Source organism: Desulfosporosinus orientis DSM 765 (assembly GCF_000235605.1).
Taxonomy (GTDB): Bacteria; Bacillota; Desulfitobacteriia; order Desulfitobacteriales; family Desulfitobacteriaceae; genus Desulfosporosinus; species Desulfosporosinus orientis.
Genome location: NC_016584.1, coordinates 2661323 through 2676328, shown reverse-complemented (window position 1 = coordinate 2676328; position 15006 = coordinate 2661323). Strand labels below are relative to the sequence as shown.

At 40.8% G+C, this 15006-nt stretch carries 17 protein-coding genes and 1 pseudogene; 4 read left to right on the top strand and 14 right to left on the bottom strand.

Going from position 1 to position 15006, the window contains the following annotated elements; translation table 11 throughout:
• Positions 1-43: 43 nt before the first annotated feature.
• Together DESOR_RS12520 and DESOR_RS12515 are read left to right on the top strand one after the other, a co-directional pair.
• Positions 44-439: a pyridoxamine 5'-phosphate oxidase family protein gene (locus DESOR_RS12520; RefSeq protein ID WP_014184952.1), complete on the top strand. Its 396-nt coding sequence runs from the start codon at positions 44-46 to the stop codon at positions 437-439.
• A gap of 24 nt (positions 440-463) precedes the next feature.
• Positions 464-1672: an MFS transporter gene (locus DESOR_RS12515; RefSeq protein ID WP_014184951.1), complete on the top strand. Its 1209-nt coding sequence runs from the start codon at positions 464-466 to the stop codon at positions 1670-1672.
• Between the two features lie 179 nt (positions 1673-1851).
• Here DESOR_RS12515 and DESOR_RS12510 read toward each other — a convergent pair whose 3' ends face one another.
• The 3 genes from DESOR_RS12510 to DESOR_RS12500 form a co-directional block, all read right to left on the bottom strand.
• The gene (locus tag DESOR_RS12510) at positions 1852-2865 is read right to left on the bottom strand and encodes a DUF362 domain-containing protein (protein WP_014184950.1); all 1014 of its coding nucleotides are present in this window, start codon (positions 2863-2865) and stop codon (positions 1852-1854) included.
• An 84-nt stretch (positions 2866-2949) separates the two neighbouring features.
• On the bottom strand, positions 2950-3816 hold the full coding sequence (locus tag DESOR_RS12505) for an aldo/keto reductase (RefSeq protein WP_014184949.1): 867 nt from the start codon (positions 3814-3816) through the stop codon (positions 2950-2952).
• 40 nt (positions 3817-3856) lie between these two features.
• Complete coding sequence (locus tag DESOR_RS12500; RefSeq protein ID WP_014184948.1) at positions 3857-4366, bottom strand: cyclophilin-like fold protein; 510 nt, start codon at positions 4364-4366, stop codon at positions 3857-3859.
• 274 nt (positions 4367-4640) lie between these two features.
• Between DESOR_RS12500 and DESOR_RS12495 the strand changes: the two genes are divergently transcribed.
• Positions 4641-5969 (top strand): IS30 family transposase, encoded by a 1329-nt coding sequence (locus tag DESOR_RS12495; protein ID WP_014184947.1) that lies wholly within the window; start codon positions 4641-4643, stop codon positions 5967-5969.
• Between the two features lie 348 nt (positions 5970-6317).
• Here the strand turns inward: DESOR_RS12495 and DESOR_RS12490 are convergent, their stop codons facing one another.
• The 5 genes from DESOR_RS12490 to DESOR_RS28075 all read right to left on the bottom strand — a co-directional run bounded on the left by DESOR_RS12490 (position 6318) and on the right by DESOR_RS28075 (position 10484).
• Positions 6318-7520, bottom strand: a complete 1203-nt coding sequence (locus DESOR_RS12490) for an MFS transporter (protein WP_014184946.1) — start codon at positions 7518-7520, stop codon at positions 6318-6320.
• Positions 7521-7551: 31 nt separating this feature from the next.
• The gene (locus DESOR_RS12485; RefSeq protein WP_014184945.1) at positions 7552-7977 is read right to left on the bottom strand and encodes a MarR family winged helix-turn-helix transcriptional regulator; all 426 of its coding nucleotides are present in this window, start codon (positions 7975-7977) and stop codon (positions 7552-7554) included.
• A 234-nt stretch (positions 7978-8211) separates the two neighbouring features.
• A complete protein-coding gene (locus DESOR_RS27415) occupies positions 8212-8862 on the bottom strand; it encodes a nitroreductase (RefSeq protein WP_014184944.1) in 651 nt (216 codons plus the stop codon).
• 286 nt (positions 8863-9148) lie between these two features.
• Entirely contained in the window at positions 9149-10285 is a 1137-nt protein-coding gene (locus DESOR_RS12475) for an MBL fold metallo-hydrolase (protein WP_014184942.1), read from the bottom strand.
• On the bottom strand, positions 10272-10484 hold the full coding sequence (locus DESOR_RS28075; RefSeq protein WP_282434415.1) for a 4Fe-4S binding protein: 213 nt from the start codon (positions 10482-10484) through the stop codon (positions 10272-10274). Before DESOR_RS28075 ends, DESOR_RS12475 begins: the two co-directional genes overlap by 14 nt.
• A 108-nt stretch (positions 10485-10592) precedes the next feature.
• Here DESOR_RS28075 and DESOR_RS12470 point away from each other — a divergent pair, with 108 nt between their 5' ends.
• Entirely contained in the window at positions 10593-11042 is a 450-nt protein-coding gene (locus DESOR_RS12470; RefSeq protein WP_014184941.1) for a MerR family transcriptional regulator, read from the top strand.
• A 203-nt stretch (positions 11043-11245) separates the two neighbouring features.
• Here the strand turns inward: DESOR_RS12470 and DESOR_RS12465 are convergent, their stop codons facing one another.
• The 6 genes and pseudogenes from DESOR_RS12465 to DESOR_RS29375 form a co-directional block, all read right to left on the bottom strand.
• On the bottom strand, positions 11246-12418 hold the full coding sequence (locus tag DESOR_RS12465) for an iron-containing alcohol dehydrogenase (protein WP_014184940.1): 1173 nt from the start codon (positions 12416-12418) through the stop codon (positions 11246-11248).
• Between the two features lie 49 nt (positions 12419-12467).
• Complete coding sequence (locus DESOR_RS12460; RefSeq protein WP_014184939.1) at positions 12468-13166, bottom strand: carboxymuconolactone decarboxylase family protein; 699 nt, start codon at positions 13164-13166, stop codon at positions 12468-12470.
• 37 nt (positions 13167-13203) lie between these two features.
• Positions 13204-13641 (bottom strand): cupin domain-containing protein, encoded by a 438-nt coding sequence (locus tag DESOR_RS12455; RefSeq protein ID WP_014184938.1) that lies wholly within the window; start codon positions 13639-13641, stop codon positions 13204-13206.
• 397 nt (positions 13642-14038) lie between these two features.
• The gene (locus tag DESOR_RS12450) at positions 14039-14527 is read right to left on the bottom strand and encodes an NAD(P)H-dependent oxidoreductase (protein ID WP_042331168.1); all 489 of its coding nucleotides are present in this window, start codon (positions 14525-14527) and stop codon (positions 14039-14041) included.
• Positions 14475-14651, bottom strand: a pseudogene (locus tag DESOR_RS12445) (MerR family DNA-binding transcriptional regulator); the annotation flags it as partial. The pseudogene DESOR_RS12445 and the gene DESOR_RS12450, both read right to left, overlap by 53 nt.
• A gap of 187 nt (positions 14652-14838) precedes the next feature.
• Positions 14839-15000, bottom strand: a complete 162-nt coding sequence (locus DESOR_RS29375) for a hypothetical protein (RefSeq protein ID WP_014184936.1) — start codon at positions 14998-15000, stop codon at positions 14839-14841.
• Positions 15001-15006: the final 6 nt, after the last annotated feature.

Here is a 15006-nt window from a genome sequence, read left to right as displayed (position 1 = left end):
ATACGTATACAGCAAATAAAACTAAAAGAGGAGATGTTCTGTAATGGCAAAATTAACCCAGGAAATGAAAGATATGATAGCTTCTCAACAGTGCTTTCATGCCACAGTCAGTAAAGAAGGTATGCCCAATGTAGCACCAAAACGTTCAACTCGTGTCCTTAATGACGAAACCTTGATTTTTAACGAGGGTACTGGCGGGGCAACCTATCAAAACATCTTGGATGGTTCCAAGGTATCGGTGGCTGTAGTGAACAGAGAAATCGTCGATGGTTACCGCTTTGTAGGTACTCCGGAAGTTCAAAACAACGGAGAATTATATGAACAGGCCGCAGCTATGTCCGAAAAAATGGGTATGAAAAAACCTCTTGCCGTTGTACTCATTCATATCGACGAGATTCACAGCCTTAAACCCGGTCCTGCCGCCGGTAGAAAAATTTAATTTAAGGTGACAGGGGGAAGGTCAATGAATACGGAAGATGTGCAAAAAGATTATGCTTATAGGTGGGTCATCCTGTTACTAGCCCTTCTGGTCCAAATATTTGTAAACATCATGAGCTTTCAAATAGGCGGGCTCGCTGGTAATCTGATGCAAGCCCTGAAATTGCAGCCCACTCAACTGGCTATGCTCTTATCTGTTCCGATGTTAGCATCCGCAATCATTGGCATCCCGGCGGGAGCTTTAGCTGATCGCTTCGGTGTCAAAAGAGTCGTTTGGATAGGTTTGATAGTCACTACAATCGGCGCCTTTGGCCGAATTACAGCAGACAGTTTCATCACATTATTTGTCTGGATGTTTCTCTTAGGATTTGGCGGCGCTTTTTTGAACGCAAATATCTCTAAATTACTGGGAGCCTGGTTTAATCACAAGCAAATGGGAATGGCTATGGGAATCTATGTTGCCGGCGCTGGGATGGGTATCACTATTGCCTTAGCAACTTCTCCGTTCTTTACCTCAGTGCAAACTGCTTTTACTTTTTCGGGAATTGCAGTGTTAGGTATAACCCTATTATGGCTGCTCTTAGTTAAAAACAAACCCGCAGGGGCGCCTGATCTTCCCGCTCATCCCATGACAAAATATCTGGGCGTAGCGGCTAAAAGCAAAAATATTTGGATTGGCGGCATCGCCATATTTTTCATGATGGGAACTTATGTTACCCATAGCGGATTTTTATCCAATGCACTTGTTGAGGCAAAAGGGATTAATCCTGTTCAGGCAGGCTTGGTTGCCTCTTCCTTTACCCTTGCTTTTATTGTTGGAGGAATGGCAGGACCGGTACTCGCTAATAAAGCCGGATTATTCAAGCCTTTCTTAGCTCCAACCGCCATCCTGTGTGCAATTAGTTCTTATTTAGCCTGGAATGTCCCATTCGGACCGTTAACATTCACATTTCTTATTATTGCCGGACTTTTGATAGGTGCATCTGCCCCGCTTATTATGAGTCTTCCGATGACACTTCCAGAAATTGGTCCCATTTATGCAGGGAGCGCAGGAGGCATAATCAGCACCATGCAAATGGCAGGCGCGTTTATTATTTCCTCCTACGTAATCATCCCCCTGGCAGGACCCGATATTAATAAAGTGTTTTTATATATTGCTATAGGCTATTTGATTTATGGAATCGTAATGCTCTTTTTGCCTGAATTAGGACCAAAAGCAAAAACTAAAAGCTGAAAATTTAGCATTAAAAAAACGAGCGTGTCTTCATTAAAAAACGCGCTCGTTTTTTTGCTTTTACAGTAATTAACAGGAATCATTGGCATATTTCAGAGCTCTTAGTTTTTTCATTTTTCTACTGGGTTATGAAAAAAAAATTATAAAACAATCAACAGGCACTCTTGATATCGAGTGGGTCAGCTATTGATTTTTACCAGTTTATAGGTTTCGCTGCCAAGACCGATGTTCTGCGCCCAATCAATTGTGTGAACGCCGTTTCTTGATTTCATGCGTTCCTGCAAGTCGTGTCCGTCGGAAGATGCGATGACGAGATCCACACAAGCCTTATCCAGCGCTACCGGATCGAGGGACGCCAGAATCCCGATGTCCTTCATGGTGGGAGCAGCAGGATTACTAAGACAGTCACAGTCAACAGATAAATTATTCATAACGTTGATATACAGGATATTGTTGCCTGCATAATCGGCAACGGCCTTTGCCGCTTCCGCCATGGATTCCAGGAAGTCGTCCTGCGGGGTGTTAAACAAAAACTGTGAGGTCGATTTTCCCGCGCTGTGGATCAGGCATTTGCCTGAGCCTGAAGAGGCCTGAATACCAGAAGCAATTCCAATGGACATATTTTTGATCGCACCTCCTAAACCGGCCATAGGGTGCCCTTTAAAATGAGACAATATAATTAAAAAATCGTAGTTTTTCAAATGGGACCCTACAAGATCTTCCTTCAGATGCCTTCCGTCTTTAACCGAAAGACTGATTGTTCCCTCTGCGTCCATTATATCCACATTGGCAATAGCCGTGAAGCCATGATCCTTAGCCACCTGCATATGCGTTGCAGTGCTGGTGCGCTGACCTCCGTAAGCTGTATTGCATTCCACAATTGTGCCGTTCACAGACTGGACAAGATCTTTTATGAGGTTTGGAGAAAGATAGTATGTGTCACCGGCCTCCCCTGTGCTGAGTTTAACTGCCACCTTGCCCGTCGCCTCACGGCCCAGCGCTTTATAAACATCCATCAAGCCCTGAGGGCTGATATCGGTTGTCATAAATACTTTTGCTACTCCATCCTCAGATTTATCTGGAGAACCCTCCGTCTGGGAATTTATCACCGAACTAGTATTTACGGTGCTGCATCCTGTAACCACAGATAGGCCCAGAATACTAGCTCCGGTTATAAAGGTACGTCTTTTCATTTTCATACCTCCTTGCATTTTTTGTGCTCTTGAGATTTAATTTCCAAATTCAAAAAATGCACACCCCCGTCTAATGTAAATTCTCTATTTCAATTTTCCGCCGAAGACAGGGAAGAAACTAGATTCTCCATAATCTTCTATGCGTTCTAAATTTTTCAGTTGTTCCATATCCTCATCTGAAATCACAAAATCAACCTGAGCATTGCTGCGCATATGCTCTGGATTAGCTGTCTTCGGTAAAGGTAATGTTCCTAACTGTAAATCATAACGAATGCAAAGCTGTGGTACTGTTACACCATATTTTTCTGCAATCCCTGCAGCTTTCTGATTTTTTAACACTTCTCCGTGAGCAATTGGTGAGTATGCTTCTACCAGAATTCCCTTACTCTGGGAATATTCCATGAGTTCAAAGGGAGTATTGCTTGCATGTACCAGTAACTGGTTTACCATGGGGGCAACTGTACAGGAAGAAAGAATATTCTCCAAATCTTCCTTCTGAAAATTGGAAACACCAATGGCTCGAAGCTTTCCTGCCTTGTATGCATCCTCAAGTGCACGCCATGCTTCCTTATTTCCTGCAAAGAAACGATCTGCTTCTCCAAACTCCATCCATGGCTGGGGACTATGAATCAGCATCATGTCAATGTAATCCAGGCCAAGTGCCTGAAGAGAACCTTCAATAGCTGCGGCAGCTCCCTGGTAATCCTTTACTTCAGCTGCAAGTTTAGTTGTTATAAAAAGTTCTTCACGACTAATTCCACATTTACGGATGCCTTCTCCAATTCCCTTTTCATTTCCATAGGCCTGTGCAGTATCAATGTGACGATAGCCAATCTTTACAGCATCACAGACAGCTTGTGCTGCATTTTCCTCCGCAATAAACCATGTCCCTAATCCTAGTTTTGGTATAGCTGCTCCATTACTAAGCAAATAGTTTTCTTCTAAAATCATAATTGATTCTCCTTTCGGTTTTCGTCAGATTAAATAAATATCACTCTAAAGAAAGTGTGACTTTCACATCACCATTTCCAAGGGCTTCTTTTAGTGCTGCTTGTGTAACATCTTCTATTTTCCCAATTCTGGTGAAATTCCATGAATTTGGTGCGTAATAAATGACAAAGGCATTTCCCTGATATAAAATCAAATCCCCGGGCTCCGTTGTAATCTGTTCATCATTTCTAGGCAAGTTTGTACCCAGCGAACCTACCTTTTCCATGTTTGCGTAATCCCGCATAGCAATGATGATGGGTCCTTCCTCCAGCATTTCCTTTAATGCCTCTGCACTGGAATTGCTTGCTAAAGTTGCTGTAAATACATACTCTCCCATTTGGAGCTTCATATGCTTATTATCCGCCTCCTCTCTGACAGTGTCTGATTCTTCTCCTGCAAGTTTGTCTGTTTTCTTTTCGTCTGTACTTTGTATTGACTCAGTCCTTACACCACAGGCGGTTAAAGACAAGACCAGCAGAATTATAAAAAATAGACTAAGTCTCTTCTTCACCCGCACCCCCCCTTTCAAATTATTTATTATCTGCTGCTTTATCATACAGGTGATGGCATTAAGACTTTTTGGACTGTTAAATTAATCCGGTACCTAAAAATATCGTATCACCTGGAGTTAACTCCAGGTCAAGCCCTATAATTAATAATCTCCGTTAAATGAAAAGGTAAATTCGTGATGGCAGTAGTTAATTCGTGTTTCATGATGTTAGTCTTGCACTAGTTTTTGATACAATGGATAGGCAGTGGATTCCTCCTCACCCGAGGAGGTCATTATGGCTAACATGAATTATGATGGTAAACACTTAACAACGACCCAACGTATTAAGATCGAAAAGGGATTACTGGATGGGGAATCCTTGGCTTCTATTGCCAGAAGAATTGCCAAGCACCCCAGTACAGTGGCTAAGGAAATCAGGAAATACCGCTACTTTCCCGATCGGGAAACTCCTTCAAAAAAGCTTCCCTGCCTTCTTAAAAAGAACTGTCAGATCCGCTTTCTCTGTGACAAAAAAGATTGTGTCAAACTCTGCAAAACCTGTTATGATCCCTCCCGTGAAGCGGACTGTCAGGAAATCTGCCCCGATTATACAGCCACCGTCTGCCCTAAAATTCAGAAGGCTCCTTATGTCTGTAATGGGTGCCCTAAGTTTAAACGCTGTTCGCTTCAGCATGCCCTCTATTCTGCCCAGCGGGCCGATGAGGCATCCCAGGATCTTTTAGTTTCCTGCCGCAACGGGATTAACCAGTCTCCGGCTGACATCGCCCTGCTCGATGACCTCATTTCTCCTTTGTTAAAACAGGGGCAATCTCTAGCCCACATTTATGCCCATCACGGCCATGAAATCCCCTGCTGCCGCAGAACGCTTTACAATTACATCGATCAAGGGGTCTTTACCGCCAGGAATATCGATTTGAGACGACGAGTCCGTTACAAATGCAAGGAACGCAAGCAAGGAACCCGAGTGAGCCTCGCGGCCAGGGAATTCCGAATCAATCGCACTTATGATGATTTCTGTGCTCTGATGAAAAAGGCCCCTTCCTCTTCAGTGGTGGAGATGGACACCGTGGAAGGCGGGCGCGGGAATAGTAAGCAGGCCTTTTTAACCCTGTTTTTCCGAAACTGTTCCCTGATGCTGATCTTTGTTCTCGCCGAAAAAACTCAGGAATGCGTTACTGAAGTCTTTGATACGCTTTCGGAAAAGCTGGGGGTCCCAACCTTCCAGGACCTTTTCCCGCTCATCCTTACCGATAACGAAACTGAATTTCAGAACCCTCAACGATTGGAATGCAATCGTCACGGGGCAAGCCGGACCCGGATCTTTTACTGTAATCCAAACAGTTCCTGGCAGAAAGGAATGCTTGAGAAGAACCATGAATACCTGCGCTATGTCATTCCCAAGGGGCAGAGTCTGGATGCTTACGACCAGAACGATGCTACTCTGTTAATGAACCACATCAACAGTGAAGCAAGAGACAGCCTGAACGGCTGCACTCCGTTCAGGCTGTCTCTTTTGCTTTTAAATCCTAAGTTGCATGATCTTCTGAAACTGGTTCAAATTCCTCCGGATGAGGTCACTCTAAAACAATCGCTCTTGAAATAACACTCATCTCGCGGGGGAATCCACTGCCGAATTTAGTCCTGCACGACAACGACATGTGGAATTTAGTTTTGCACACTGTTTCAGATGTCTGTTTCTCATGGGAAAAACAGAGATAAGATCTCTTTAGTGGCATTATACAGCCTATTTTCTACTCCTGTAAAGCAAAATGAGTTGACCTTAGCCTTGCATTTTCAATGCTTTGGCAGAATCGAGAATTTACCTTTTCATTTAACGTTATTAATAATCTTATAAGGAAAGATAAGATATACACGTTTTTAGGCATTAAATAAGCCAACGTTCTAAACGTTGGCTCATTCTATCCCTATACCTCAGTTTGTCCATGGGTTCCTATACATGAAGTACGGCTCTTTTTTTATTATATATAGTATATCCTAAAATACCGCACAACATCATCACTGCACTGAAATTAAACATTCCAGCATATCCAAATACGGACGCAATACTTCCGCCTATCAGCGGCCCAAACCCCTGTCCAATGCTAGCGCCTAAAAAATACGTGCTTGAAGCTACCCCTCTTCGTTGGCTGCCTAGTTTACGAAGACACTCTGCCTGCAGTGCAGGTTGTGCAGTTCCCTGTCCGAATGCCTTAACAGCCGCTGCTAAGATTATCATCCAGAGTGCATTGGCATGACCTAATAACAGTGATTCCATAGTGCTAAAAAGTAATGCAGGATATAATATGATGGAGAGGCCTCTTCTATCATATAGTTTACCGGATAATGGTCTTGTAAAAACAAGAAGCAATGCATTTACTATAAAATATATGCCAACGCCTTTGATATTACGTTGTTCCCCTAGCAAAACTAAAAAAGAGGCAACCAGACCGTTTCCGAGGGAAAATAAACCACCGATGAGAGAAAGAGGTAGAATTTCAGTTGCAATAATAGCTCTAAAATTAATTTTGTTCTTTTTATCTGCACTATTTTTCTTACAAGCCTGATTTTCATTGGATATAAAGCTCATAAATATTGACGCTATAATAGGTAATACTGCTGCTATGATGAATGTTTTTGAAATACCGATTCCGCTTGCTGCCTCTATTCCTATTTCAGGGCCAAAAGCTGTAGCAATAATTTGGCTAATTCCAAGGTAACCTATACCTTCTCCCATCTTGTTTTTAGGTATAAAGTCTGTGGCCCAAGCAAGACCTGATGCAGTAGTAACACTGAAACCGACTCCATGCAATACTCTAAAAAATATCAGAATTCCAATGTTAGGTGCAAAGCTATACCCAAGTGTAGCAATACCATTTATTAAAGTGCCTATTATCATTACATACTTTTTATTGGTTCTATCTGTTAGTAAGCCCCCAAATGGGCCAATGAAAAGTACAATAATTGCAAATAAGCCTACAATCATTCCTGCCATACTTAATGATGCGCCTAAACTTATTGCATACTTTGATAATAGAGTGATGACAAGATAAAAAGCCATATAGATAAATATATTAGCTCCTAATAAAATAATAAAGTTCTTATTCCATAGTTTGTCAACATGTTGTGATTCGCTACTTGGTTTAACTTGTACCATTTGCAGTCTCCCTTATGCCTTTACTACTTTTCTAATTACTTTCATCACACCAATTACGGTAATATCGCTCTAAGTATGATTGAAATAGTTCTTGTTCTTCCTGAGTAAAACCTTTGAACGCCTGCTCTTCCAGAGAGTCGATCTTCTGTCTTATCTCATCATGCTTATCTCTGCCTTTTTCCGTAAAAAATATTTGAAAAGCTCTTCTATTTTCCTTAGTAATTCTTTTCTCAATATAGCCTTCCTTTTCTAGGTTATCTAAAAGCACCGACATAGTTGCAGGTTCTACTCCACAACCTACTGCCAGTTCCTTCTGTGTACTTCCTTCGCAGAAAGACAGGTAATCCAGTATTTTAGGGTATCCAGAGCTAAGACCAGCTTGCGCCATATAAGGTCGGAACTCCTTGTTACGAATATATAAAATTTGGGCTAATAAAAATCGGATAGGTAATGTCATTTTCGCTCTCCTAATTATCGTATTTGTTAGAAAGCTAATAGTTAGCTTTCTAACAAATATATTATATGACAATTTTACTGTAAATGCTATAAATATTTTTAGCCACGTTTAAAATCATATTTCTAACATATAGTACTAACAAAAAAAATTGCTACTGACTCAGTAGCAATTTCTAAATAATTTATCTCTTTATATAGTTGGTTTAAAACCAGCCAAGAGAACGAAAAACGAACTTTATTCAAACCCTTTAATTACAGCTACTTCCGATATCGGTCTTCGTGTGGCTTTAAATTTATTCATCGGATGTTGCTCATCTGCATAGCCAATAGCTATGCCAAAGACAACTGAGAGATTGTCTGAGATATCCAGCTGACTACGAAGAACTTCTGGGTAATGAACTAGTTCTACCGCCGGCATTGTTGCTAAACCGCGCTCGGTCGCCGCAAGCATAATACTCTGAGAAAGTGCTCCCAAATCGAACATTGACCATGGAGTAAGGCTTTTATCCATACAAAGGAAAATAACTGTTGGAGCATAAAAAAACTTCAGATTCAACTCACCGAATAACTTGTCTGCATTGTCCACTAAAACCGAAACTCCAGACATAAGTTCCTTCATGCGCTCATTTGCTGCTTCCGGCCAGCTGGTTGGTCTTGGAATATCAAGGCTTGTTGGAACATGATTTTTTGTGTTATCCAAATAAGCTTGATTAATTCTCTTAAGTGCATCGCCACCTGCAACAAATATCTCCCATGGTTGAGTGTTCGCCCAAGATGGAGCTTGCTGTGCATTGTTTAGTATATCTATAATTGTGTCACGGTCAACTTGATCTGATTTAAATGCCCTGCAGGCACGACGAGTGTATAGTGCTTCTTTTACGTTCATTATAATACCTCCAAAATTTCAATTTAACTGCGTTCCTATTATTCGATTCGTACTATGGAAACCACCCATAAATTTTTCTACTCATACAGTATTTTTGCAAACAGCTTCTTCTTATTCCCAGGGTCTTATCGTATTCCTCGCACTGGAATCCGTCCAGTTCGGCATATGTGAGCACCAGCTTCCGAAGATGTATATCATCATCAACGATGAGTAATTTTGGCATCACGATCCCTTCTTTCTATGAATAATTGATACCTTCATGTAAAAAGTAGGGGGCTTTGACAGTCTAAAAATCCCACCATGAAGAACTAGGAAGGTGTAGGTCTGAACTTAATAGGACTGTTTCACCAATTTTTGGGTAAATCAAATTTAATTTTTCCTTTTTTGCCTCTTTTATAGCTCTTTCTATGGGGTCTTTCCAACCATGATTAGCTAAGGTAAATGCCCCCCAATGCATTAATATCATATTCGTACCCTTCACATCTAAATTTGCTTGGATAGATTGTTCCGGGATCATATGAATATCCGGCCAGCGCTGGTCATATTGAGCGCCATCAATTATGGTGATATCAAAAGGCCCGTATTTCTCTCCAACTTCCTTAAAATGGGGACCATATCCACTATCTCCACTGGTAAATAAACGTGTATTTTTCCCAAGGATGACCCACCCACCCCATAAGGTCGTATTTCGATCAAAAATCCCTCTTCCCGAGTAATGTCTGGCTGGTGTCAAGGCAACAGTTAATCCTTGGTACTCCATTTCTTCCCTCCAATTCAACTCCGTTATTTTTTCTTTGGGAACACCCCAGCGAATCAGATGGTCATTTACTCCGAGAGGAACAAAGAAATGGGATACTTTGTTCTTTAGCTTTACAATGGATTGATAGTCTAAATGGTCATAATGGTCATGGGAAATAAAGACTGCGTCAATAGGCGGCATTTTATCAATAATTTGCTGTATAATATTTTCACTATATTTATATCTTTTAATTCCTGCAAAGGAAACCGGTGAGGCAATAGGACCGAGCATAGGGTCAATTAGCAGCTTTTTATTATTAATACTAACTAGAAAAGCAGAGTGCCCAAACCAGGTCAAATTATCTCTTTCACTTTTTATTTTATTCCAATCAACTACGGAAACAGGAATTGGACTGGACGGTTTTCGGTCCTTTGCATCAGCACTTGGATCCGCCTTCGTTGATGTAGAATCTGACGACTTTATAATTAATTGTGTTGGAATCTCGTTAACAAATTTCCCGTTAACATAATTGGCTAAACGATTGAAAGTCTCTTTCTGATCTTTCGTTGGATTTCCTCCAAAAGCTGGGTCGAAGTTTAAAAATGAACTAATTAGTCCGGTACCTAAAAGCGAGGTAGTTAAAACAACTTTTCCACCTTTAACTATAAATTTACGTCGATCCAATTTTGTTCCTCCGTATTCTTATTTTCCTGATATCCTTACGCATACGCGCTATTTCACAAATTTTCTTCACTAATGCCCTAACTGGCTTAAACCCAAATGGCTCCATGCGTTTTTTCACTTGTACTAAAGAATCACGTATTGGAATATTCTGAGGACAATGCTTTTCGCATTTACCACACTTTACACACATACTCTCCAGTTTCCGTTGATTTCACTGTAGGATTATGATAACATTAAACTTAAGTTTAAGGTCAATGTTTTTCTTGAAAAATCTTTTGTGCATTTTGAAGATCATTAAGGAGCTATAATGAAAAAATATACAATTAAAGATGCTGCTAAAATCATGAATGTACCAACTAGCACGATTCGCTTTTATGATAAAGAAGGGCTGCTTCCTTTTATGGAACGGATGGAATCCGGTTACCGCGTTTTTTCCGAGGAAGACCTGGCCATGCTTCGGACAATCGACTGTCTCAAAAAAACCGGCATGCCAATTAAAGAGATTCGCCAATTTATAGATTGGGTCCAGCAGGGTGACGCTTCTCTTACCCAGCGCTATGAAATGTTTTTAGAGCGAAAAAAGGTTGTAGAATCGCAAATGGCAGAATTACAGTCCACTCTAGAAATCGTAAATTTCAAATGCTGGTATTACAAAGCAGCCATTGAAGCAGGAAGCGAAAAGCCCATCGAAGAGTATGTGAAAAAAGAAATGCTTGCTCGCGAAGAAGCATCTCAGAACAATAATATGAAGATATAGACAGTTTATCAACATGGTACAAACAGTTCTTTTATGTATCGAATGCCACCCTTTATGGGTGGCATCTTTTCTTCTTGGAATAGGTCAATAAAAAAGGAGCTTTACTCTAGCGATTTAATCGCTAGAGCAATAGCCCCGTTCAAGATAATGAGTCATCATTACTCTTATAAACCTATGATGATCTGTAATTCTATAATACCTGCTTATTCTGCAGCATAAGCAGACTTCAAAATATCAAGTATTTCCTCATGTGTCAACTTTTTATATCCACCTAAAATCACTGTAGAATTGGCAACCAATGGTAACATTTCTTCTGTTGCGCCAAGTTCTTTCAAATTAATAACAATACCACATTCTTTAACAAAAGCTTCTAAAGCATCAATACCTGCGAGTGCAATCTCTTCTTTTGGTTTATCTCTTTCTTCAATACCCCATACTTGTGTTGCAAAACGAACAAATTTATCCAGACCATTTTTGTAGATTGCACGATAATATGGAAGTGAAACCGCAGCTAACCCCATACCATGAGCGCAATCTGTATATGCTCCCAGCTGATGTTCAATCATATGGACTTGCCAGTCTTGAGGCTTGCTCAATCCCATGATTGGATTCATGGCAAGGGTAGAACTCCACATCAGGTTGCTTCTTGCTTCATAATCTTTAGGATCTTTCACTGCGATTTTAGCACTATGAATAATGGAACGAAGCAATCCTTCAATAAGATAATCGGTGGTTACGTCATCTTCCCCTGAAAAGTAAGACTCCATAAGGTGAGACATCATGTCAAATATTCCGCTTACCAGTTGGTATGTTGGCAATGAAAATGTATATTCCGGATTCAGGATCGAAAACTTAGGATTCATTTCTGCCGGAAAGACACGTCCCATTTTTAATTTCATATCATCATTCGTAATAACAGAACCACCATTCATTTCCGATCCTGTTCCTGCGAGAGTGAGTATTGAGGCTACCGGTACAATTTTGTTATCAACCGGCTGAAACTGCAGCCAATATTTTGTCCACGGATCCCCTTCACAATATGCTGATACCGAGATTCCTTTGGCACAGTCAATAACAGAACCTCCACCTACTGCCAGAATTAAATCCACATCATTTTCTCTGACCAGCTTTGCACCTTCCGTTACTTTTTCATATGTGGGGTTTGGCATGATCCCAGTAAGTTCCACAATGTTCTTCCCACACTCTTTTAGAATAGAAACAACCTGATCATACAATCCCATATTTTTGATAGAACCTTTACCATAAGCTAACATTACGGTATCACCATAATTGCCTAATTCTGTTCTTAAATTATTTAATGCATCTCTTCCAAAATAAATGGTCGTTGGGTTTTTATAAATAAAATCTAAATTCATTTTTTTCTCCATTCTTTGCAATTCTATGCAATATCATTATTATCGATTGTTATTTTTCTGTTGCCTTATTAATGCACCCAAGAGCATTTAGGCTTCTTGGATAACCAATATAGGGCAAACACTGTGAAACTACCTTTATCAAAAACTCTTTGTTATTGCCAAGCCTTATATTTCCAACTACATGGCTTGCCAACTGTGGTTCACATCCTCCTTGTGCAGCCAAGAAACAAAAAGTAATCAATTCTCTCTGTTTCAGATCCAGTCCGGTTCTAGTATAGTAATCACCAAAACAATTCGCTGCCAGCCAACGATTGATGTGACCTCCTTTCCAAAAATCTTTCATACCTTCACCGAAAATAGCGACTTGTGCGTCTGAACCTTTTTCCAGACGATCATCCATTGACGTCGTAGCCTGACCTTCCAATGGCAGTTTTATACCCCTTTCTATCATAATTTCGTTCGTAGCAACGAGGAATGGATAAACCCTCCCCATACCAAGATAATCGACAGCCTGATAGACGATTTCCTTCGCCATTACAGGTGTCAGATATTTCTCTAACGCCTGGGAAAGCATTACTTTATATTCATCCAAACCCTGACAGCCTACTAAAGCTGCCAGGATTGACATGAATCTCGTTTCATTATCCAGTTCCTGTCCCGGCTCATTAACTACTTCATTATTAGCAAATGCTTCGAAGCGTTCCATAAATTCAGGATCAGTCTCAAAAAGTTTATCTGCGTCTGCCATAGTTCGTTTCCTTTCTAATTTAAATTCATTCCCTTGATTATTTCAATTTATTGTATTCCTCATCCGTTACAGGCTCACACCATTCATTCTTACAATCTTCACCAGGTACTTCGATGGCAATATGGCTAAACCAACTATCAGCTTTCGCACCATGCCAATGCTTAACGCCAACTGATATTTTGATAACTGTTCCAGGTTCAAGACTTACTGCTTCTTTACCGTCTTCCTGATACCATCCACTTCCTGCAGTACAGAGCAGAATTTGTCCTCCACCTTTCGTTGCCTGGTGAATATGCCAATTATTGCGACATCCTGGCTCAAAAGTAACATTCGCAAGAAACATTGGATACTCGCCTGGCATTGTCAGTGGATTTAAAAAAGAATCTCCAACAAAATACTGTGCAAAAAATGTGTTCTCCTGTCCTTTACCAAAACAATTTTGTTTGTCAAATTCCTCAGCATTCATGATTTTCATAATAAAATTCCCCCTTAATGTTATTAGTATTTACTAGTATCTCAATACATTTTTATCACCAAAGCATGGTCATTGAAATTATCCCCCCATTTTATTCTCAAAATACCCCCCCATATCCTGGTAAATCCTAATTAATTAAAACATTCCGTGTTTACCACATAAAAACAGACGCAAGAATTACTGCAAAATCGCGACGGATACGACTGCAATCCAACTAACAGTCAGCATCGCCGACTTATACACAAGCAAGCCAGTTAAGCTTGTTGTGCAAGATCTCTGGGTAGTGAACTAAAGTCACTGCAGGCATTGTCGCAAGGCCGCGTTCAATAGCTGCAAGCATGATACTTCCATGGCCTTTGCCATTCTGACAAACCGATCATCAACGCTACCGACTCCGTTAAACATTTTTCCCCATTTCATATGCCTCTTTCATGGCGGGACTTCCCATAATATCACCCTTGCGCCATGCGCCGACACCGTAGACGACACCCTTTTCTTGGGCACCGTTCAGACAGATCGTAAATCCACGAAAGCCGTCAATTGTTCTTTCCATAGACTCTTTACTGGTATCAGCAGCGGTAACTATGAAATAGAATTCCTTACCGATGATTTCTGAATATCTGGGAACCGTCCGATCAATCAGTGTTTTTATCTGAGCGTCCATAGTATAGAAGTAAACCGGTGTTGCCATGACGATCACATCGAAGGCAAGTATTTTTCCCAAAATTTCCGCCATGTCATCCTTCTGAACACACTTATGGCTGCTATAGCATGACTCACACCCTGTGCAGTAGCCAACCTTTTTATCCCTCAAAAAAACTTTTTCTGTCTGATGGCCCGCCTCCTGTGCCCCAAGAATAAATAAATTGGACCCAATTACAGTCATCTTCCGAATAATCCCTAATTCCACTTTTATTTCGATTCACACGGGGAATCAACCCTATGCGTTCATAGTAACGGAGTGTATCCTGGGAAACAGCATATTTTTCACTTACTTCTGCAATGGTCATGTGCTTCACCTCCTCGTATACGATATCGTAACACCTGGAGTTGACTCCAAGTCAACCTCTAAAGAAACAAAAACGAAAAAACGTCAACAGACCTCTATACATCCTCCAGTTTAAAAATTCGGCGGTTTTGAGATGACTAATCTAGATTAGCCAGATCTCAAAACCGCCGAATTTTCAATCCCCTCATTTATTTATCTGCCCCATGAACCTCTTCCACAGGGATATCCCAGGATTCGCCGGCCTCGATATCGACAACCTCCTCTATTGGGCTGCTTTCATACAACCATAGATATTCAATATCCTGAGGCCAGTCCTCAGCCAAATTGGCATCCATAAACATACTCTGCATGAGGAA